Source organism: Streptomyces humidus, from assembly GCF_014649655.1.
GTDB classification, from domain to species: domain Bacteria; phylum Actinomycetota; class Actinomycetes; order Streptomycetales; family Streptomycetaceae; genus Streptomyces; species Streptomyces humidus.
The window spans coordinates 38307-59270 of record NZ_BMTL01000041.1; the positions used below are offsets into that span (position 1 = coordinate 38307).

Consider the following 20964-nt stretch of genomic DNA (forward strand, 5'->3'; position numbering starts at 1 on the left):
GCCAGGCCCCCCGCCCGTGCGCACTCCCCGCCGCACCCTGCACGGGCAGCGCACCTCAGCACTCCTGCTTCCAGGGCTCCCAGTCGCCCAGGTACGCCTCGCGGGTGGCCGAGCCCGCCTGTGCGTCGGTGAGCTGGGGGCGGTTCTCGGGGACGGTGATCCGCGCTCCGGGCCCGCTGTTGCGGTACTCGGCGAACCGCTGGCTCTGCCAGGGGAAGGAGGCCGACATGTTCGCGTAGGGCGCGACCGCGTCGATCCCGGCGTCCAGACGGGTGTCGCGGACGACGAGGCTCGGGCGGGCGGTGGTGTCGGAGCTGGGGACCCAGGGGCGGGCCAGCTTGTAGTACGCGTCCGGCGCCTCGCTGCTGATCCGGCTCCCGACGACCAGGTACCCGAACGGGCCCGCGCCCGCGGTCGAGGGTGCGAAGACGAAGCCGTAGGGGGCGGTGGCCAGGTCGGTGCGGTCGAGGGTGCGGAAGCGGCAGTGCTCGTACACGGCGGTGGCCCGGCCGAAGACGAAGTCGACGTCGCCTTCGACGTAGCAGTGCGCGAAGTACTGGCGGGCGAAGGCGGTGAGGGCGAGGGAGTCGGCGTACAGGGTGTCCTGGTGGCCGAGGAAGCGGCAGTGGTGGAAGGCGGAGCGGTCGCCCTGGACCTTCACGGCGACGGCCTGGGTGCCGGTGATGCCGGGGTGGGCGGCGCGCAGCCAGTCGTTGGCGAAGGTGATCCGGTGGGCGGTGAAGCCGTCGGCCTGGAGGGTCGTGGTGGCCGAGCCGGTGGTGCCGTAGGTGCCGCCGCCGGGCTTGGGGGTGCCGGCCGCCCTGTCGTGGACGATCACGACGTCGCGCGGGTCGTCGGAGGCGCCGATCCAGGTGGCCTCGGTGCGGGTGGCGTCGAGGACGACCGTCTCCCGGTAGACGCCGGGCGCGAGCACCAGCGTCCAGCCGCTGCCGGCGGCGGCCGCGACGGCGTCCCCGACGGAGGTGTGGTCGCCCCGGCCGAGCGGGTCGACGTACAGGGTGCGGGGCGTACGGCGGGAGGACGGGGAGCCGTGGCGGCCGAACGGGCGCGGGCCGCCGGCGGCCCGCGCGGGCCACGCGGCCGGCCCGAGCGCGGCAGCCGTCCCGGCGCTCGCGGCGAGGAATCCCCTTCTGGACAGGGGACGTCCGGACAGGGGACGTCGGGGGTGGGGCGAGGGCATGCGGGTGCTCCTTCGCGGTACGGCGGCGGTGGGCTGGTGCGGGGAGGGCCCCCGGCAGGGGGCCCGTAAGGCGGGTGCAAGGGGTGGGCCGGGCGGTGGGCCGGGGGCCGGGGCGGTGGGCGCCGCCCCGGCCGTCGTACGGGTCAGCCCAGGCGGCCGGCGCCCGCGCCGCAGTCCACGATCCGGGGGACCGCCTTCGCCGGGTCGACCCCGGTGCGCAGGACGGGCGTCCATCCGGCGCCGGACTGCAGGGTCTCGGCCGGGATCTCCGCGTTGTGCACGGCGATCAGGTCGGTCTTCACGCCGTTGACGTAGTTGTCGGCGGCGGTCAGCGGCGAGACGTTCCACCGCTTGAGCACCTTGGCCGCGCTGACCCCCTGCGGCAGGGTGAACGCGTTGTGCTCGGCGACGAGCCGGGACTCCTTGCCGATGCCGAAGCTGTAGGAGTAGCCGCCGTTCGCGACGAAGTGGTTGTTGTAGGAGTCGACCTGCCCGAAGCGGACGCGGGGGGCACGCTCGACGAGGCCGGAGAACAGGTTGTGGTGGAAGGTCACCCTCAGGTGGCCCCGGTCGCCGGCCGCCGTCGACTCGCCGTCGCTGTTGCCGATGAGGATCGTCTTGTCGTGCTCGGTGAAGACGTTCCAGGAGGCGGTGACGAGGTCGGCGCCGCGCACGATGTCCAGTTCGCCGTCGTGCTGCTGGTAGAGCATGCCGAAGTAGGAGGGCGCCGCGCTGTCCGGGTGCGAGCCGTCGGTGAACGTGTTGTGGTCCAGCCACACGTGCGTGGAGCCGTAGACGACGGCGGTGTCGTACTCGGAGTTCCAGTTGCCCTTGGCGCCGTCGGTCGGGTCCCACTGCGGGAAGCAGTCGATGGGGGACTCGAAGGACAGGTTCCTGATGATCACGTTGTCGACGGCCTTGATCTGCAGACTGACGCCCTTGAACCCGGCGTCGCGGCCGACGCCGACGATGGTGGTGTTGGCGGGGACGTTCGCCTTGATGGCCGTGTCCTGGGCGGCGGCCGAGGCGCGTCGCAGCCCCTCGGGGCTGTCGTCGGGCTCGGCGCTCAGGTCGGTGTCCAGTCCCCAGGCCTCGGGCGAGTACTTCGCGAGGTAGGCGTCGAAGTCGTAGCCGGGCGCGGCGAAGGCGTCGCATCCCTCGGCGACGGCGTCGATGACGCCCTTCACCTTGATGATCTTCGGCGCGGAGCCCCCGGCGGCGAGGGCGGCCCGGAACTCGGCCCAGGTGGTGACGGTGTACACGTGGGCGGCGTCGGCGGCCGACCCGCCGGTGGTGCCCGTCCCCTGGGAGGCCCAGCCGTCGCTCGCGCCCAGGACCTGGCGGCCGAGGTCGCGGGACGGGGAGCGGTACTCGGTCCGGGCGGAGGCGGTCGAGGCCGCGGTGACGGAGAGCACCAGTGCGGTGCACCCCACCAGAGCTGCGATGACGCGTCCATGACATGATCGGTTCGGCACTGTGCGGGTCTCCTCCGAGTAGGGCGGGGCGGTGGTCTCGAGAGCGGTCACGAGAGGGGCGCGGGCCAGGTGATCCAGGACGGGGGGATCGCCTCGTCCAGCCGGATCACGTCACGCGAGGCGAGCACCCGGGTGCGCAGGAGCTCCTGGACGACGAGCCGCGCCACGGCGATCGCGCCCGGCGGGTTGAAGTGGGTGTTGTCCTGCTCGGTCGCGGTCCAGTTGAAGTACGTCTTCGTCGCCTCGACGCCCAGCCGCTGCCAGAGCGCCAGCGACAGCGCCTGGACGTCGAGCAGCGCCACCCCCTCCTCGGCGGCCAGCGCGCGCATGGCGGCGGGGTACTCCCCGTGGGTGGGCAGGGCGTCGCCCGCCGCGTCGAACCTGCGCCGCTCGACGGGCGTGGCCAGCACGGGCCGCGCGCCCTTGGCCCGGGCGCCGTCGAGGTACTTGCGCAGACAGTCCTGGTACGTCGTCCAGGGCTCGGTGTGGCGGGCGGGGTCGGCGGTCTTCTCGTCGTTGTGCGCGAACTGCACCAGCAGGAAGTCGCCGGGCCGGATCGCGGCGAGCACCGCGTCGAGCCGGCCCTCGTCGACGAAGCTCTTGGAACTGCGCCCGTTCACCGCATGGTTGGCGACGGGCAGGCCGGACCGCAGGAAGAAGGGGAGCGCCATGCCCCAGCCGGTCTCGGGCGCGGCGTCGGAGTACTTCTGGGCGGCCGTGGAGTCGCCGGCGATGTAGACGGTTCTCGGCCGGCGGGCGCCGGCATGGGCGGGAGCGGCCGCCGCCCCGAGCGGGAGGGCGGCCAGCGCCGCCGAGGTGACCTGTCTGCGGGTCAGGGACACGACATGCACCTTTCGAGGGGTCGGTTCGTGTGCCGGGGGCGCGGGGGCCGCGCGGCCGGTGTCGGCCGGCGCGCGGTCACCCCGCGACCGCGTCCGCCCGGGCTACTTGTGGTTCTTCTTCCAGTCGGCCTGCGCGGCGTTCAGCTGGCCGGCCAGCCGGTCCAGGAAGTCCTTCGCGCTCTGCTTGCCCAGCAGCACCTTCTGGAAGTTCGGCTCGTTGTCGGCCTTGGAGATCGTGTTCCAGTCGGGCAGGTAGTAGGGCAGCTGCACGATCTTCGTGGTGGTGCCCGTCAGCGCCTCGGCGGCCAGCCTGGTCGGCTCGGAGGCCTTCACCCAGCCGTCCTGCGCGGCCTCCAGGTTGGCCGGCACCTGTCCCGCCGTCTTGTTCCACTTGCTGTTCGACTCGTGCGAGGCGGCGAACTCGATGAACTTCCAGGCGGCGGTCTTGTTCTTGCTCGACTTGAACAGGCCCAGCCCGTCGACCGGGTTGGACACCTGCACCCGGGTGCCGTTGTCCTGCGTCGGCGCGGGGATCCCCTTGAACTTGCCGGCCAGCGCCTTCTGGTGGTCGCCGAAGGAGCCCAGGTTGTGGCTCAGCATGCCGATGGTGCCGGAGTCCCACTGGGCGACCATCTTGGTGAAGTCGTTGTTGACGTCGGCGGACGGGGTGTCCTTCTTGTACAGGCCGACGTACTTCTCCAGCGCGGCCACGTTCCTCGGGTCGTTGACCGTGGTCTTGTCGCCGTTCCAGAACTCGGTGACGCCGCTCTGCCCGTAGGTCGCGTCGAGCGCCTGGGCGATCGACCCGGAGCCGCCGCGGATGGTGTAGCCGAAGGCGTTCTTGTCCTTGTCGGTCAGCTTGTCGGCCGCCGCGTAGAACTTCGTCCAGGTGGTCGGCGCGTCCAGGCCCGCCTTCTGGAAGAGGTCCGTGCGGTACCAGAGCGTGCCGTTGTTGGCGGAGGTCGGCACGGTGTACGTCTTGCCGTCGATCCCGGCGGCCTTGACGCCCTCCAGGAACTTGGCGTTCAGCTGGCCGCCCAGCTCGCTCTTCTCCAGGCGGTCGTCCAGCGGCTCGAGGGCGCCCTGCGCGGCGATCTCGGCGAGCATCGCGGTGCCCACGCCGCCGACGTCGGGCAGACCTCCGCCCTGGATGGCGGTGTCGTACTTGGACTGGACACTGTCGGACGGCACGCCCACGTACTTGACCTTGATGTCCGGGTTCGCCTTCTCGAAGTCGGCGATGATCTCCTTCCAGACGTCGGTGCGGACGCCGCCGTTGTTGTCCCAGAAGGTGATCTCCCCCTTGCCGGAGCCGTCGCCTCCCTTGTCTCCGGCCGCGCCGCTGCCGTCGTCGCCGCAGGCGGTGGCGGTCAGCGCGAGCACGGAGCCCAGGGCGACGGCCAGGGCGGCTCGCCTGCTTCTGCGGATGCTGCTCTTCATGTGGTCGGCTCTCTTCTTCTGGATCCCAGCGGACAGGTGACGTTGTGGGGGGTCAGTGGGTGGTGCCGTGGGGGAAGCGATGGGTGGCGCGGCGGCCGGTACGGCTGGTGGTGCGGCCGGTCGCACGGCGGGTGGTGCGGCCGTAAGGCCTCCGGCCGTCCGCGGCCTCGACATGGTTCGCGGCCTCGGCATGGGCCGCGACGGTGTACGCCTGTCGCCTGGCCGGGGGCGTGGCCGGGCGGGGGCCGGGGCCGGTCGCCGGTGGCGGACGTCTCCGGCCCCCGGTCGCGGTACTCCGCGACCCGGACGTCCCGCCAAGGGAATCCGCTCCTGCCGGTGCACGGCGACGGCTCGGCCTCGACCGCCGTCGGCGGCCCGGCGGCGTCCCGGATCAGCACCCGGGTGACCGCCCGCGGCCCCCCGTCCGGACGCCGGGGCCGCCCTGGGCCGGTGGCGCCGCCGGCGAGGAAGGCGAGGGAGGCGAGGCCGTGGGCCCGGCCGGTCCGGCGGGCCGCCGAGGAGACAGCCGGGGTGGCCGCGGGCTTCGGCGCGCCGACGACGCCCGGACAGCCACGGGACGACGGACCGGGGGCGGCCGCCGGGACGGTGCCCGGTCTCACCGTGACCGGCCACGGTAAACGCTTGCTGGGGAAGTGCGTCATTGCGGCTCCCAAGGGCGTACACGACAGAGGGGTCAGAGCGGTCTGATCCGGAACGCGTCGAACGTGGCCGCCCCTGCGTGTCCCGTTCCGGGGGGCGCGAGGGCGAACAGGCCGAGCAGCGCGCCGACCCAGCGCCAGGGGGTGGCGGCGAAGACGGGGCCCGAGCGGACCGGGCCGTCGCCGACGTCGCACGCGAAACGGCAGCGCGCTCCGGCGCCGATCTCGATCCGCAGCCGTACCCGACCCTCGGGGGCGGGCACGGGACGGGCGGCGTCCCGTTCCCGGTCGGCCACCGGCTCGGCGAACCGGTGCACCACGTGGACGGCGCCGTCGGCGGCGCGCTGAAGACCGATCCAGCCGAACGCGTCCCCGAGGACCGCGAGTCCGGCGCGGGCTCCTGGCTCCTCGCTGTGCAGTCGCAGTTCCACCTCGACGGCCGAGGGGCGGCCGGGCAGTCGCTGCGTGAGGACGTTCGGCAGGGTGCGCAGGTCGTGCGCGTCGGCCGTGCGCACGCAGGCCAGCCGCAGCCCGTCGGCGGAGTGCCGGACCGCCCAGCCGTCCCGGGGGTTGGCCGTCCACGACCACTGGCGGCCGAAGCGTCCGCCGGGGAAGTCGTCGTCGGCGGCGGGCGCGGCCGGGGGCTGCGGGGGCAGGGCGGGCCGCCGGTGCTCCAGGACGGGGGCGCCCTCGTCGCCGATGACCGGCCACCCGTCCGGGCCCCACCGCATCGGCTGCAGATGGACGACCCTGCCGTAGGCGCCGCGCTGCTGGAAGTGCAGGAACCAGTCCTCACCGGACGGGGTGCGCACCCAGCCGCCCTGGTGGGGGCCGTTGACGTCGGTGTCCCGCTGCTCCAGGACGATGCGCTCCTCGTAGGGGCCGAAGAAGTCCCGGGCGCGGAAGGCCCCCTGCCAGCCGGTCTCCACCCCGCCGGCGGGGGCGAGGATCCAGAACCAGCCGTCGTGCCGGTAGAGCTTCGGCCCTTCGAGGGTGAACCAGCCGGGAATGCGGTCCCCGTCGACGATCACCTTGCCCGCGTCGAGGACGGCCGTCCCCTCGGGGTGCATACGGTGGCCGGTGAGCCGGTTCTTGATGCCCGCCCGGGACTTCGCCCAGGCGTGCACCAGATAGGCCTCGCCGGTCTCCTCGTCCCACGACGGACAGGGGTCGATGAGCCCCTTGCCCGCCTTCACCAGATGCGGTCGGGTCCAGGGGCCCCTGAAATGAGGGGCGTTGACCTGGAAGATGCCCTGGTCCGGGTCGCCCCAGAAGATCCAGAAGCGGTCGTCGTGGTGGCGCAGGGCGGGCGCCCAGACCCCGCAGTCGTGGCGCGGGGTCCGGAACTCGTCCGCCGGTTCGAGGCGTTCGAGGGCGTGGCCGACCAGCGTCCAGTTGACCAGGTCGCGCGAGTGCAGCAGCGGCAGGCCGGGGGCACGGCCGAAGCTGGAGGCGGTGAGATAGAAGTCGTCACCCACGCGCACGACGTCGGGGTCGGACCAGTCGGCGTCCAGAACCGGGTTCGTGTACGTCTCACGCGCCCGGTACGTCTCGTCTATCTCGTTTATCTCTTGTGTCTCGTGCGTCTCGTTCGCCGCGCGCTGCTCGCGCTGTGCGTACAGCTCGTGCGTCACTGGCCGACCGCCTTCCGGACCAGGGCCGCCGCCTCGCCCCGGTTCAGCCTGCCGTCCGCGACGACGGTGACGATCCGGCGCACGGCCGTCCCGCCGGGCGGGATCGGCAGCCGCTCGGCGCAGGCCAGCGAGGATCCGACGCCCGGGTACTCGGCGGCGCGCACGAACCAGGGGTCGCGGCGGGTGGCCTCGGTGGCGCCCGCGAAGACGAGGGTCCACCCTCCCCCGCTCCCGGCCGCCGCCGCGCGCGGGGCGCACCGTCCGCTCAGGGCGAGCCAGTCGGCTCGGGAGCCGTGGACGGCGGCCTCGCCCTCCGTGTCCGCGGTGAAGACCTCGGGGGGCGTGTCCTCCTTCCTGGCCCGCCAGAAGAAGCCGCCGTAGGCCGCTCCGGGGCGTCCGTTCGTCGCCGGGCTGCCGATGGACAGCGGTCCGGACGTGACGTTGGTCAGCGAGAAGGTGAAGTCCAACGCCCAAGCGGTGGAGGTCAGTTCGGTGGCCGCCACGGTGCGGCGCTCCCGCAGCAGCTCGGTTCCCGAGGCGACCCAGCGCAGCTCCTCCACGAAGCCGTCGGGGTCGCGCAGCTGGAACGAGCCGTGCCACTGGGCGCCGTGATCGTCCAGCTCGGTCGGACCCCGGTCGCGGACGTAGGTGCGGCCGCCCCAGAAGTTGTGCCCCTCGACGTCGGGTACGGCTACACCGACGCCGAGGTGGTGGGTGTGGTCGGCGGGGCTGAGCTCGGTGACCGCCGTGCCGGCCAGGGTGGTGACGGGGTGCAGATAGGGGCGCGGGGAGAGCCGGGCGGGCAGCTCGGGCCGGATGACGTAGCGGGCGACCGGGCGGCCGGCGACACGCAGGACGACCGGTGAGTCGGGTGCCGGTGCGGTCATCAGGGGCTCACCTCTTTCGGATGCGCGGTCGGGAACGCCCAGGAGGCGCCCAGTTCGGAGTAGAGGCTGAGGGTGTCGGCGGCGGCCGCCACCAGGCCGTCGACGCCGGGGACGACGCGCCGGTCCTCGTCGGGCAGCAGGCGCCAGGCCCGCTCGGGCAGCTGGACCGGGTCGGGGGCCGTCCGGATCGCCTCGACGACCCGCATGAACGACTCGGTCGCGGCGGGCGGCACGAGCAGCGGCGTCCCGTCGGTGAGGTGCTCGACGAGGTTCTCCAGCAGGTCGGTGCTGCCGTGGTCGAACTCCTCGGGGCCGTGGCCGGCCCGCTGGAGCAGCACCCGGTCCTGCTTGTACCAGTAGGTGATCCGGCCGCGGCTGCCGTGGACGACGACGTAGGGGTCGTCGGGGTCCTCGGCGCACAGCGTGGCCGCGACGACGACGCGCCGGCCGTCGGCCGTGCTCACGCGGACGCAGGAGGTGTCGTCGGACTCGATGGCGTTGGCGTGCGCCAGTTCGGTCTCGATGCGGGCGACGTCCTCGGAGCGGGTGGCGCCGGCCAGTGCGAGGGCGGTGGCGACGGCGTGCGCCAGCGGGTTGGTGAGCGCTCCGTCGATCACGTCGACGCCGTTCAGCCGACGCCGGCCCGCCCAGGGCGCCCGCCGGTAGTAGGCCTGGGCGCGCGCCCAGGCTCCGGCGCCGCCGACTCCGCTCACCTCGCCGATCGCGTCGTCCTCGATCAGCCTGCGGATCGCGGGCACGGCGTGCGAGCCCAGCGACTGGAAGCCGATCTGGCAGGCCACGCCGGCCCGCGCGACCCCGTCGGCCATCCGCCGGAACTCGGCCCAGGACGGGGCGGGCGGCTTCTCCAGGAGCAGGTGCACGCCCTTGGCGGCCGCGGTCAGCGCGAGGTCGGTGTGGGTGGGGATCGGCGTGCAGACGACGGCGACGCGGGCGCCGGTCGTCTCCAGCAGCGCGCCGAAGTCGGCGGACTGCTCGGGCTCGCCGAGGCCCTCGGGGAGCTCGGCCGGGGTCAGCGGGGTCAGCTCGCAGACGCCCGCCAGCCGGACGATGCCCTTGTCCTGGAGCCTGCGGATGTTGTCCAGGTGCCAGCGGCCGTGGCCGCGCGCACCCGCGAGGACGATGGGGACGGCGGTGTCCGAGGTGTTCATGGGATCCTCCCTGCGCCCGCGCCGCGTGCCACCTCGCGGTCGGCCACCGCGGCGCCGTCGATCTTTTGATGCAGGGTAGGCGTCCCGCCGGCGTCCGCCGTGAGGCGCCCGCTGCGGCCGTCGAGGGCTCGGCGGACTCCGCCCGGTGCGGTGGCGGCGTTCCCGGGGTTCCTCATCCCTTCACCGCCCCTGCGCTGAAGCCGGTGATCAGCCACTTCTGGATGAAGGCGAAGACGATCACCACGGGGACGGCGGCGATGATGCCGCCCGCGGCCAGTGCGCCCAGGTCGACGCTGTCGGCGCTCATCAGGGTGTTCAGGCCGACGGGGATCGTCTGCTTGGTCTGGTCGGACAGGAACATCAGGGCGAAGAGGAAGTGGTTCCAGGCGTGCACGAAGGCGAAGGAGCCGACGGCGATCAGTCCGGGCCGCAGCAGCGGCAGGACGACGATGCGGAAGGCGGCGAGCCGCCCGCAGCCGTCGACCCACGCGGCCTCCTCCAGGGAGTAGGGGACGTTGCGGATGAAGCCGCTGATCAGGATCATCGACAGCGGCAGCTGGAAGACCGTTTCGGCGATGATGACGCTGCCCAGCGAGTTGATCATCTTGAGCTGGGCGAAGATCTGGAAGAGCGGCACGAGGAGCAGCGCGCCCGGCACGAACTGGGTGCACAGCAGGGCGAGCATGAACCCGCGTTTGATCCTGAAGTCGAAGCGGGCGAGGGCGTAGCCGCCGGCCAGGGCGACCCCGGTGGTGAGCAGCAGGGTGGCCACGCCGGTGATCACGCTGTTCTGGAAGTAGATCCCGAAGTCACGCTCGTTCCAGACCTTCTCGAAGTGGTCGAAGGTCATCGGCCAGGGCACGAGCGAGGTCGAGCCGGCCGGGCGGAGCGCGAACAGCAGGATCCAGTAGAAGGGGACGAGGGTGAAGACCAGGTAGATGCCCAGGGGAAGGTAGATCTGCCAGCGCGGGGCCTCGTCCCAGGCGCGTTTGCGGCCGGGCGGCTGCCGGTCCGCCGCGGCGGGCAGGCGCACGGGGACGGGTGTGACCTCGGTGGCCTCCTCGGTGATCACTTGTCGCCTCCTCCGAACTTGCTCAGCCGCAGATAGACCATCGAGCAGAAGAGCAGGATCACGAACGCGACCGTGGTGAGGGCGGACGCGTAGCCGAAGTTGTGGGCGTCGACGCTGGTGTTGGCGATGTAGAGCGGGAGGGTGGTGGTCTCCCCCGCGGGGCCGCCGCCGGTGAGTGTGTAGAGCAGGTCGACGTTGTTGAACTCCCACACCGCGCGCAGCAGCGTGGACAGGACGATGGCGTCCTTCAGGTGGGGCAGGGTGATGTGCCAGAACTGCTTGATCCGGCCGGCTCCGTCGACCTCGGCGGCCTCGTAGAGGTCCTTGGAGACGGACTGGAGGTCGGCGAGGATGAGGATCGCGAAGAAGGGGACGCCGCGCCACAGGTCGGCGACGACCACCGCCGGGAAGACGGTGGAGGTGTCCGACAGCCAGCTGGCGCCGTACTCGCCGATCCCCATGTCCGCGAGGTAACGGGTGACGCCCGTCTGGGAGTTGTAGAGGAGTACCCAGATCGCGGAGGTCAGCACGCCGGAGACGGCCCAGGGCGAGAACACCAGCGCGCGGCCCAGCGCCCGCCCGACGAAGGTCTGGTTGACGATCAGCGCCAGCGCCAGGCCGAACAGCAGCTGCAGCCCGACCTCGACGAACACCCACTTCGCGCTGAAGGTCAGCGTGTCCCAGAACTGCGGGTCCTCGGTGAAGATCTGGACGAAGTTGTCGAAGCCCGCGAAGCCGTTGCGCCACGGCTTGGTGGGGTTGAAGTTCTGCAGGCTGTAGTAGAAGACGCTGACGACCGGGTAGGCGATGAAGCCCAGCATCAGCAGGGCCGCCGGCGCGATCAGCAGGTACGGCAGCCTGCGGGGCGTGGCGGAGGCACGGCGCCGCCGGGGTGGCGCGGGCGGCTTCGCCACGGCTGCGGCTTGGGCCATGACTGTTCTCCGTTCTCGGTGTGTCTCTCGGTGCGTCTCTCGGTGCTGCGAGCGTTCACGTGCGTCGGGCTGACGCGTACGTCGGGCTTGTCGCGTACGTCGGGCTGTCGCTTGCGTCTGCTGTCGCGTACGTCGTGCTGTCGTGGGAGCAAGCGCTTTCCGCAGGGGCGGGCGGGTGCGCTGCCGAGCCGCCGGGCGGTCAGCCCGCGTAGGGGTCCGCGACCTTGCCCGGGCGGGCCAGGAACGCGAAGTCGCAGCCCGTGTCGGCCTGGGTGATCTGTTCGTTGTAGAGCGCGCCGTAGCCGCGTTCGTACCGGGTGGGCGGCGGCGTCCACCGCGCCCGGCGCCGCTCCAGTTCCTCCTCGTCCACATGGAGCCGCAGGGAGCGGGCCTCGACGTCGAGGGTGATGAGATCGCCCGTGCGGACCAGGGCGAGGGGCCCGCCGACGTACGACTCGGGCGCCACGTGCAGCACGCACGCGCCGTAACTCGTCCCGCTCATCCGGGCGTCGGAGATGCGCACCATGTCCCGGACCCCCTGCTTGAGGAGGTGGTCGGGAATGGGCAGCATGCCGTACTCGGGCATGCCCGGTCCGCCCTTGGGACCGGAGCCCCGCAGGACCAGGACCGTGTCGGCGGTGATCCCCAGCCCCGGGTCGTTGATGGTGCGCTGCATGGTCCGGTAGTCGTCGAAGACGACCGCGGGACCGGTGTGCTTGAGCAGGTGGGGCTCGGCGGCGATGTGCTTGATGACCGCGCCGTCCGGGCAGAGGTTGCCCCGCAGCACGGCGACCCCGCCCTCGCTCGCCACCGGGTTGTCCCGGGGGCGGATGACGTCGTCGTCGTGCACCCGGGCGCCGGCGAGCTGCTCGCGCAGCGTGTCGTGCGAGACGGTCGGCCGGTCCAGGTGGAGCAGGTCCGTGATCCGGGAGAGGAAGCCGGGCAGACCGCCGGCGAAGTGGAAGTCCTCCATGAGGTACTTCTGGCCGCCGGGCCGCACGTTGGCGAGGACGGGGACCGTGCGGGCGAGGCGGTCGAAGTCGTCGAGGGTGAGCTCGACGCCGGCGCGGCCCGCCATGGCGATCAGATGGATCACCGCGTTGGTGGAGCCGCCGAGGCCCAGGACGGTCGTCACCGCGTCCTCGAAGGCGTCCGCGGTGAGGATGTCGCTCAGCCTGCGTCCGCGGTGGACCAGTTCGACGATGCGCAGACCTGCGGCGGCCGCCATCCGGTCGTGCCCGGAGTCGACGGCGGGGATGCTCGACGCCCCCGGGACCGTCACGCCCAGCGCCTCCGCCGCGGCCGTCAGCGTGGACGCGGTCCCCATCGTCATGCAGTGGCCCGGCGAGCGGGCCAGGCCGCTCTCCAGCTCGGCCAGCTCGCAGTCGCCGATGAGGCCGGCCCGCCTGTCGTCCCAGTACTTCCACATGTCGGTGCCCGAGCCGAGGACCTCGTTGCGCCAGTGGCCCGGCAGCATGGGCCCGGCGGGCACGAAGACGGCCGGCAGGTCGACGCTCGCCGCGCCCATCAGCAGGGCCGGCGTGGTCTTGTCGCAGCCGCCCATCAGCACGGCCCCGTCGACCGGGTAGGAGCGCAGCAGCTCCTCGGTCTCCATCGCCAGGAGGTTGCGGTAGAGCATCGGGGTCGGCTTCTGGAAGGTCTCGCTGAGCGTGGAGACCGGGAACTCCAGAGGGAAACCGCCCGCCTGCCACACGCCCCGCTTCACGGCCTGCGCGCGGTCGCGCAGGTGGACGTGGCAGGGGTTGATGTCGGACCAGGTGTTGAGGACGGCGATGACGGGCTTGCCGAGGTGCTCCTCGGGGAGGTAGCCGAGCTGGCGGGTGCGGGCGCGGTGGCTGAAGGAACGCAGGCCCTCCGCGCCGTACCACTGGTGGCTGCGGAGGTCCTCCGGACGGGTGCGAGCCGGATCGTCGAAGCGCTTCATATGGACCATCCGGCGGCGATGGCGGCGACCTCGGCCCGCTCGTCCTCGGGCAGCGGCCGGCTCGGCGGGCGCACCTCACGACGGCACAGGCCGAGCGAGGCGAGGGCCTCCTTGACGACGGTGACGTTGTCGGCGGAGCCGTTGGCGGCCCGCAGCTCCTCGAACCGCCTGATCTGTTCCCACACCTTCATCGCGGCCGGGTAGTCCCCCGACCGAAGCGCTTCGATCATGTTCAGCGAGACGGCCGGGGCGACGTTCACGAGGCCCGAGGTGAAACCGGTGGCGCCCGCGGAGAAGTAGGAGGGCGCGTACGGCTCGGCGAGACCGGCGACCCAGACGAAGCGTTCCAGACCGGCGTCCCGCGCGAACGCCGCGAAGCGGGAGGCGTCCGGGACGGCGTACTTGACGCCGATGACGTTCGGGCAGTCGTCGGCGAGCTCTGCCAGGCGCTCGCCGTGCAGCTGGGCGTTGCGGATGTAGGGGACGACGCCCAGTTCGGGCACGGACTCGGCGATGGCCCGGTGGTAGTCGACCCAGCCGCGCTGCGAGACGTAGGGGTGGACGGGCTGGTGGACCATCACCATCTGTGCACCCAGCTCGCGGGCGTGGCGGGCGGAGGCGACGGCGGTTGGCACGTCGTGTCCGACGCCGACCAGGATCACGGCCCGGTCGCCCGCCTCGTCCACCGTCAGCTCCGTGACCAGACGGCGCTCCTCGGGGGTGAGGGCGTAGAACTCGCCGGTGTTGCCGTTCGGGGTGAGGGTGGTGATCCCGCCGTCGATCAGCCGGCGCACCAGGGCCCGGTGGGCGTCCCGGTCGACGGCGCCGTCCTCGGCGAACGGGGTCACCGGGATGGCCACCACGTCGGCCAGGGCCGCGCGCTGGGCCTCGAACGCCACGCTGCTCATACCTGACCTTCCTCGGCCGGAGCCTCTTCGGGAGCGTCCGCCCGGGCCGTCTCGGGGAACGCCCGGTGCACGAAGGACGCGATGTGGGCATGCAGGGCGCGGGCCGCGCCGTCCGCGTCGCCTGCCAGGGCGAGTCGCAGGATCTCGCGGTGCTCGCCGGCCTCCCGCTCCCAGGAGGGCGAGGCCGCCCAGGCGACGGCGGAGACCAGGGCCGCCTGGTCGCGGACCTCGTCGAGCATCCGGCCGAGCAGCGGGTTGCCGCACGGCAGGTACAGGGCGCGGTGGAACTCCCGGTTGGCCAGGGACCGTTCCGCGGTGTCGGCGGCCTCGTCGGCCATGGTCAGCGCGTCGCGTGCGGCGTCCAGGGAGGCGCCCCGGCGCACGGCCCGCCTGAGCGCCTCGGGTTCGAGGAGCAGGCGTACGTCGTAGACCTCGCGCGCCATGTCCGCGTCCACCATGCGCACCGTGACGCCCTTGTACTGGCTCATGACGACCAGGCCGGTGCCGGCCAGGGTCTTGAGCGCCTCACGCACCGGGGTCTTGGAGACCCCGAACTGCGCGGCGAGCTCGGTCTCGACCAGAGCCTGACCGGGCGTCAGCCGCCCGGTGAGGATGCGGCGTTTGATCTCCTCCAGCACGTACTGCGTGCGGGACGGGATCGGCGTGGGCACAGAGGTCATGCGCGCCTCTCGGATGTCGCGTGTCTGATCTCGGATCTCGCATATCGCGTCTCATATATGACGTACGAAGTACGACGCGTTGAAGGTAGGAGGGGCCCAGGGTTTCGTCAATGCTTCTGACAGAGGAAGTTGAGGTTGCCGGGACGCGGGGGTCCCGGGGGAGGTCAGAGGGGGATGGTCTCGCCCTCGCGCGCCGTGCGGGTGGGCCCCTCGAAGACGGCGGCGGCGCGGGCGGTCGCCGCCTTCCGGGTCAGCGTCGGGCCGACGTGGGTGACGTACAGCTCGCGCACCCCCGCCTTGCGGGCGGCCTCGCCGGCCTCCTCGGGCGTCAGATGCACCGGCTGCTCGTGTTCGCCTTCGCGATGCCGGTCGAGGTCCGCCTCGCACAGGAACAGGTCGGCCCCCGAGGCGAGTCCGGTGAGCGCGTCGCACGGCCCGCTGTCCCCCGAGTACACGAGGACGCTGCCCTGGCACTCGGCGCGCAGCGCGTACGCCTCGGTGTCGTGGGCCACCGCGCGCGAGGTGAGGCGCAGGTTCCAGTGCCGCACGGTGTGCCCGTCGAACAGCGGCCTGAAGTCGAGGTACTCGCTGAGGAACCGTACGTCCGGCCTGCCCAGGAAGCCGGCCAGCCGCCGGGCGCAGTCCAGCGGCGCGTACACCGGGATCGGGGCCGGCGGGGCCATCCCTCCGTAGGCGAACGCGTAGGCGGCGGCGAGGAGGTCCGCGCTGTGGTCGGCGTGCAGGTGGGAGATCCAGACGGCCGTGAGCCGGTCGGGATCCGTGTGCCTGCGCAACTCCGCGAACGTGCCGGGCCCCGCGTCCACCCACACCTCCGCCCCCGCGCCGCGCAGCAGGTATCCGGAGCAGGGACGGCCCGGCCCCGGGTGCGGAGAGGCGGTGCCGAGGACGGTGAGGCTGAGGGGCATGCTGGGCAGCGTACGTTTCGCTCCCCCCGGACGCGCCCGGATCACGTCCGTCTACGGCAACCGCAGCCCGGTGTCTACGGCACGCTCGCGGGCTCGGTGCGCCCGGGCCCGCGCGCGGGTGCGGGTGCGGGTCCGTGCGCGTGTGGGCCGGTGTGTGCCCGCAGGTGCCCGCCGCGGCATGCGCCCGGGGCTACGACCCGGGCGTCCACCCCGGATCGCGCCCGCTCAGCCCGAGCGCGCGGTCGAGCAGCGGGGCGTCCTGGGGGACGGGGACGACGGGTCCGAAGGGGCCCGCGCCGGATTCGGCGTCGGCGGCGGCGGTCAGGAATCCGTACGCCGCCGACAGCGCCGCCGGGTCCGGGGCGTACTCCTGGCCGGTGGCCCGGGCCAGGTCCCAGCCGTGGATCACCAGCTCGTCGGCGACGACGGCGGCGGCGACCGCTCCGGGCAGGTCCACGCCGCCCGCGCGGGTCATGCCGGTCCGCGCCGCCGGGTCGCGCCAGGCGGCGACGAGGGCGTCGAGCGCTGCGGCCAGGTTTTCGCGCCGGCCGGGGCCGACATCCGGCGCGGCCGCGTCGGGAGGGGTGTCGGTCGTGGGGCCGAGGTCCTTGCGGGCAACGTCCCGGAAGGCGACGGACAGGCCGGTGAGGTGCCCGAGCAGATTGCGCACGGCCCAGCCCGGGCAGGGCGTCTCGTCCCCGAGCTGCGCCTCGCGCACGCCGTCCGCGAGGCGCGCGATGATCCGGGCCTGCGGCCCGAGGTCGAAGGTGGTCGTCGTGTCGGTCATACGAGAGAGACCGTCCGCGCGCCGGAAACTCATCGCGCCGCCCGGGCAGGGCACCCGCCCGATGCGGTGCGGACCTCATTGGACCCACGATGACCGGGCATGACGGAGAACCGGCCGTGGGGAGGGTCCCGTGCGACCGCTCCCCGTCACCGGCCCTGCGCTGCCGCGCGTGCGCCCCCGGTCCGCGTGCTCAGCGTGCGGCGAGCGCCTCGCGCACCGCCTTCAGGTCGGCGTCCGACGCCAGCCCGGCGTGGTACAGGCGCACTTCCGTGCCGCCGAGTTCCCGCGCGCGGGCCATGTCGGCGCTCAGTGTGCGCGGCCTGCCGCCCATGCCGGAGACGACGCCGAGGTTGGCGGCGAGGACCGCGTCCGCGCGCCCGCCCTGTGCGGCGAAGGGCGTCAGCAGGCCGGGGCCGTCGGCGCACGGCACGACGACTCCGTCCGCGACGGACAGGATGTGCGCGGGGTCGACGCCGGCGTTGGCGCCGACGTGGTACGTCACGGGGTCGGCGTGCAGCAGGACCTGGAAGCCGGCGGGCGCGGCCGCCCGGACGGCGGCCACGGCCGCCTCCTGGAGGGTGCGCGCCCGTTCGTCGCGCCATGCGCGGGTCGCCGCGGCCGTCTCCTCCCCGAGGAGCTTCTCGACCCCCGTCCAGCCCTGGTCGTCCGCCGCCCCTCGCCACAGCGGTTCCAGCGCCTCGCGTACAGCGGCGGCGAGCGCGTCGGCGTCCAGTCCGTGTTCGCCGTATCCGGCCCGGCAGTCGGGGCAGAAGCAGAGCGCCATCAGGTAGTGGCCGGCGTCCCCGAGGCTCACGCCGCCGGTCTTGTCGTGGGCGTGCAGATGCTGGAGGCCGTACCAGCCGAGGGACTCCAGCTCGGCGCCGGCCGCGCCGGGTCGCACGGCGGCCTCGGCGGCGAGGTCGACCAGGTACGCGCGGGTGGCGGGCTGCGCGATGCAGGGCGCCCAGGGGTACCGGTCGCCGTAGGCGTTGACCACCGAGGTGTCCGGACGCTCCGCGCCCAGGCGGGAGTTGTGCGCGAGGACCACCCAGGTGTGCACTTCCAGCCCGGTGCCGGCGAGCGCCTCGGCGGCCTCGCCGTAGGCGTCGCCGGGGGCCCAGTCGCCGGCCGGCCAGGGGCGCAGGGCGCGTCCCTCCCAGCGGCCGTCCGGCGGGTAGAGCACGGCCGCGTGCTCGGCGGTGACGATGCGGTGGCGCGGGTGGCGGGGGGTCAGGGCGCGGGTGGAGTGGTAGGCGGCGGCGAGGGTCACCTGTTCCACGCCGAGGTCGGCGATCCGGGCCGGTGCCCCCGGGTCGCCCACCACGTCCCAGGGATAGACGAATGTCGACGCCTTCACTTAACCGTCCTCCTCCAGCAGCGCGTAGCCGCGCTCGATGACCAGGGCGAGCTGTTGGACATGATCCTCACTCGGTTCGTGCAGCGGCGCGCGGACCTCGCCGACGTCGAGGCCACGCAGCCGCACCGCGGCCTTGACGAGCGAGACGGCGTAACCGCGGCCCTGGGCGCGCAGTTCGACGAACGGCCGGTAGAAGCCGTCGAGAAGGCGGTGGACGGTGCCGTCGTCGCCGGTGGCGAGCGCCCGGTGGAAGGCGAGGGCGATCTCGGGGGCGAAGCAGAACACGGCCGAGGAGTAGAGGGTGACGCCGAGGGCGCGGTAGGCGAGCTGGGTCTGTTCGGCGGTCGGCAGGCCGTTGAAGTAGAGGAAGTCGCCGGGGGCCTCGGTGCGCACGGCGCTGATGATCCGCTGCATCAGGTCGAGGTCGCCGAGGCCGTCCTTGAGGCCGACGATCCCCTCGGTCCGGGCGAGTTCGACGACGGTCCGCGGGGTGAAGACGGCGTTGTCGCGCTGGTAGACGACGACGGGCAGGGAGGTGGCGGCCGCCACCGACCGGTAGTGCCGCAGCAGGCCTTCCTGGGCGGCGACGACGAGGTAGGGCGGCATGGCGAGCAGGCCGTCAGCACCGGCCGACTCGGCGAGCCGCGCGTAGCGGACGGCGAGCGCGGCGCCGTAACCGGCGCCCGCGACGACCGGCACCCGCCCCGCGGCCTCCTCCACGGCCGCGCGGACGCAGGCCTCGAACTCCTCCGGCGCGAGCGCGTGGAACTCCCCGGTGCCGCAGGCCGCGAAGACGGCGGCGGCGCCCGCCTCGACGCCGCGGCGGACGTGGGCGCGGAAGACGTCGAGGTCGAGGGAGCCGTCGGGGGCGTAGGCGGTGACGGGGAAGAACAGCGGTCCGCTGGGGACGCGGAGGCGGGCGGCGAGCGGGGCTGACGTCACGGGCTCTCCCGGTCCATATTCTTGAGCGGCGTCCATATTCCTGAACAGGTTCACGCTAAGGTGCCCGATCGAGCCCGGTCAAGCCGACCAACCCCGGAGACACCAGCACTTTCACCCCCCGTGCCGCACACTTGACGGGCACCGCCGCCGCTCCTTAGCGTGTCCACGCATGTGAACTGCGGCCATGGATGCGCCTGTCCGCTCGAGTGATTCCAGGGAGACCCGAGGATGCCCGCTCCGCGCACCGTCCTGCTCACCGGCGCCGCCGGGGGCCTCGGCACCCTGATGCGGGACCTGCTGCCGGCCTACGGCTACGAGCTGCGCCTGCTCGACCTGCGCCCGATCGAGGGCGAACCGGGGGCGATCGTCGCGGACCTGGCCGACAAGGCGGCGGTCCGGGAGGCCGTGCGCGGCGTCGACGCGATCATCCACCTGGCGGGCATCTCCCTGGAAGCCCCCTTCGAGAAGATCCTCACCGCGAACATCACGGGAACGTACAACCTGTACGAGGCCGCGCGCGAAGAGGGCGTGCAGCGCGTCGTCTTCGCCTCCTCCAACCACGCCGTCGGCTTCACCCCCCGCCCCCAGGGCGAGGACCCGCTGATCCCGGTCGACACCCCGCGCCGCCCCGACACGTTCTACGGCCTGTCCAAGTCCTTCGGCGAGGACCTCGCCCAGTTCTACTGGGACAAGCACGGCCTGGAGAGCGTCTCGGTGCGCATCGGCTCCTGCTTCGCCGAGCCGACCAGTGTGCGCATGCTGTCGGTGTGGATGAGCCCGGCCGACGGCGCCCGCCTCCTGCACGCGGCCCTGACCGCCGAGAACGTCGGCCACACCGTCGTCTACGGCTCCTCGGCCAACACCCGGCTGTGGTGGGACCTGTCGACCGCGCGCGCCCTCGGCTACGAGCCGCAGGACGACTCCGAGCCCTACGCCGGGAAGCTGATCGCCGAGCAGGGCGAGCTGGACCCGCGGAACGTCGCCCACGCCTACCTCGGCGGCCACTTCGTCAGCGACCCGCCGATCTGGCCGTACTGACGGGCAGTCGGATCTCACGGACGGCGGGCGGGCACCGAACGGGCCCGCCCGCCGCCGTATCCGGGCACGCGCCCTGCCCGCTCCCACCCGGGGCGCGGCTGCCCCGCAGGTCCGAGCCGGGCGGTCCGCATCGGACACGGGCACAACCGGGCCGCATCGGGCCCGCAACAGGCCTGGTCAGCGCCGCGCACCCGCTGTAGAACTTCCCCCAGGGCCCGCACCGGGCCCGAACGGGCAGGACGGCGGGAGAGCGAGGTGACGGCATGACCCCCAGAACGGCGGAGGAGCGCCAGCGCGAGATCGTGCGCGCCGCGCGCGCCACCGGCTCGGTCGACGTGGCCGCGCTCGCCGCCGAACTGGGCGTGGCCAGGGAGACCGTGCGACGCGATCTGCGCGCCCTGGAGGACCACGGCCTGGTGCGCCGCACGCACGGCGGCGCCTATCCCGTGGAGAGCGCCGGCTTCGAGACGACGCTGGCCTTCCGCGCCACCAGCCATGTGCCCGAGAAGCGCCGGATCGCCGCCGCGGCGGCCGCGCAGCTCGGGGACGCCGAGACGGTCTTCGTCGACGAGGGCTTCACCCCGCAGCTCATCGCCGAGGCGCTGCCCCGGGACCGGCCGCTGACCGTGGTCACCGCCTCCCTGCCGGTCGCGGGCGCGCTCGCCGAGAGCGAGAACATGTCGGTGCTGCTGCTGGGCGGCCGGGTCCGCTCGGGCACGCTGGCCACCGTCGACCACTGGACGACGAAGATGCTGGCCGGCTTCGTCGTCGACCTCGCCTACATCGGGGCCAACGGCATCTCCCGCGAACACGGGCTGACCACCCCGGACCCGGCCGTCGGCGAGGTCAAGGCCCAGGCCGTGCGGGCGGCCCGGCGCACCGTCTTCGTGGGCGTGCACACCAAGTTCGGGGCGGTCGGCTTCTGCCGGTTCGCCGAGGTGGGCGCCCTGGAGACGATCGTCACGAGCACGCTGCTCCCGACGGCCGAGGCGCACCGGTACGCCCTGCTGGGCCCGCAGGTCATCCGCGTCTGAGAACCGGGCCACCCACCCCCTCAGGGCGCCCTTTCC

General features: G+C 73.1%; 18 protein-coding genes. 2 read left to right on the plus strand and 16 right to left on the minus strand.

Annotated features, from left to right (window positions below; genetic code table 11):
• Window positions 1–55: 55 nt before the first annotated feature.
• The 16 genes from IE239_RS35220 to IE239_RS35295 all read right to left on the minus strand — a co-directional run bounded on the left by IE239_RS35220 (window position 56) and on the right by IE239_RS35295 (window position 18856).
• Complete coding sequence (locus IE239_RS35220) at window positions 56–1201, minus strand: pectinesterase family protein (protein WP_190153552.1); 1146 nt, start codon at window positions 1199–1201, stop codon at window positions 56–58.
• Window positions 1202–1344: 143 nt separating this feature from the next.
• Complete coding sequence (locus IE239_RS35225; protein ID WP_352307124.1) at window positions 1345–2676, minus strand: pectate lyase family protein; 1332 nt, start codon at window positions 2674–2676, stop codon at window positions 1345–1347.
• Between the two features lie 47 nt (window positions 2677–2723).
• Window positions 2724–3518 (minus strand): rhamnogalacturonan acetylesterase, encoded by a 795-nt coding sequence (locus IE239_RS35230; protein WP_190153553.1) that lies wholly within the window; start codon window positions 3516–3518, stop codon window positions 2724–2726.
• A gap of 102 nt (window positions 3519–3620) precedes the next feature.
• Window positions 3621–4958: an ABC transporter substrate-binding protein gene (locus IE239_RS35235; RefSeq protein WP_190153554.1), complete on the minus strand. Its 1338-nt coding sequence runs from the start codon at window positions 4956–4958 to the stop codon at window positions 3621–3623.
• 694 nt (window positions 4959–5652) lie between these two features.
• Complete coding sequence (locus IE239_RS35240; RefSeq protein ID WP_190153589.1) at window positions 5653–7176, minus strand: glycoside hydrolase family 43 protein; 1524 nt, start codon at window positions 7174–7176, stop codon at window positions 5653–5655.
• A gap of 71 nt (window positions 7177–7247) precedes the next feature.
• On the minus strand, window positions 7248–8138 hold the full coding sequence (locus IE239_RS35245) for a DUF6807 domain-containing protein (protein WP_190153555.1): 891 nt from the start codon (window positions 8136–8138) through the stop codon (window positions 7248–7250).
• The gene (locus IE239_RS35250) at window positions 8138–9307 is read right to left on the minus strand and encodes a Gfo/Idh/MocA family protein (protein WP_190153556.1); all 1170 of its coding nucleotides are present in this window, start codon (window positions 9305–9307) and stop codon (window positions 8138–8140) included. The genes IE239_RS35245 and IE239_RS35250 overlap by 1 nt, the downstream gene beginning before the upstream one ends.
• Before the next feature lie 172 nt (window positions 9308–9479).
• Window positions 9480–10379, minus strand: coding sequence for a carbohydrate ABC transporter permease (locus tag IE239_RS35255; RefSeq protein WP_190153557.1), 900 nt, complete (start codon window positions 10377–10379; stop codon window positions 9480–9482).
• A complete protein-coding gene (locus tag IE239_RS35260; RefSeq protein ID WP_190153558.1) occupies window positions 10376–11311 on the minus strand; it encodes a carbohydrate ABC transporter permease in 936 nt (311 codons plus the stop codon). Before IE239_RS35260 ends, IE239_RS35255 begins: the two co-directional genes overlap by 4 nt.
• A gap of 199 nt (window positions 11312–11510) precedes the next feature.
• Window positions 11511–13256 (minus strand): L-arabinonate dehydratase, encoded by a 1746-nt coding sequence (araD, locus tag IE239_RS35265; protein WP_190153559.1) that lies wholly within the window; start codon window positions 13254–13256, stop codon window positions 11511–11513.
• On the minus strand, window positions 13253–14164 hold the full coding sequence (locus IE239_RS35270; protein ID WP_190153560.1) for a dihydrodipicolinate synthase family protein: 912 nt from the start codon (window positions 14162–14164) through the stop codon (window positions 13253–13255). Before IE239_RS35270 ends, araD begins: the two co-directional genes overlap by 4 nt.
• Window positions 14161–14844, minus strand: coding sequence for a GntR family transcriptional regulator (locus IE239_RS35275; RefSeq protein WP_190153561.1), 684 nt, complete (start codon window positions 14842–14844; stop codon window positions 14161–14163). Before IE239_RS35275 ends, IE239_RS35270 begins: the two co-directional genes overlap by 4 nt.
• Window positions 14845–15008: 164 nt before the next feature.
• Window positions 15009–15770, minus strand: coding sequence for an MBL fold metallo-hydrolase (locus tag IE239_RS35280; RefSeq protein WP_190153562.1), 762 nt, complete (start codon window positions 15768–15770; stop codon window positions 15009–15011).
• A 190-nt stretch (window positions 15771–15960) separates the two neighbouring features.
• Window positions 15961–16557, minus strand: coding sequence for a TIGR03086 family metal-binding protein (locus IE239_RS35285; RefSeq protein ID WP_190153563.1), 597 nt, complete (start codon window positions 16555–16557; stop codon window positions 15961–15963).
• Between the two features lie 190 nt (window positions 16558–16747).
• On the minus strand, window positions 16748–17914 hold the full coding sequence (locus IE239_RS35290; RefSeq protein WP_190153564.1) for a hypothetical protein: 1167 nt from the start codon (window positions 17912–17914) through the stop codon (window positions 16748–16750).
• Window positions 17915–18856: a 5-dehydro-4-deoxyglucarate dehydratase gene (locus IE239_RS35295; RefSeq protein ID WP_190153565.1), complete on the minus strand. Its 942-nt coding sequence runs from the start codon at window positions 18854–18856 to the stop codon at window positions 17915–17917.
• 228 nt (window positions 18857–19084) lie between these two features.
• Here IE239_RS35295 and IE239_RS35300 point away from each other — a divergent pair, with 228 nt between their 5' ends.
• The gene (locus IE239_RS35300; protein ID WP_190153566.1) at window positions 19085–19894 is read left to right on the plus strand and encodes an NAD-dependent epimerase/dehydratase family protein; all 810 of its coding nucleotides are present in this window, start codon (window positions 19085–19087) and stop codon (window positions 19892–19894) included.
• Window positions 19895–20157: 263 nt separating this feature from the next.
• Entirely contained in the window at window positions 20158–20928 is a 771-nt protein-coding gene (locus tag IE239_RS35305; RefSeq protein ID WP_190153567.1) for a DeoR/GlpR family DNA-binding transcription regulator, read from the plus strand.
• Window positions 20929–20964 lie beyond the last annotated feature (36 nt).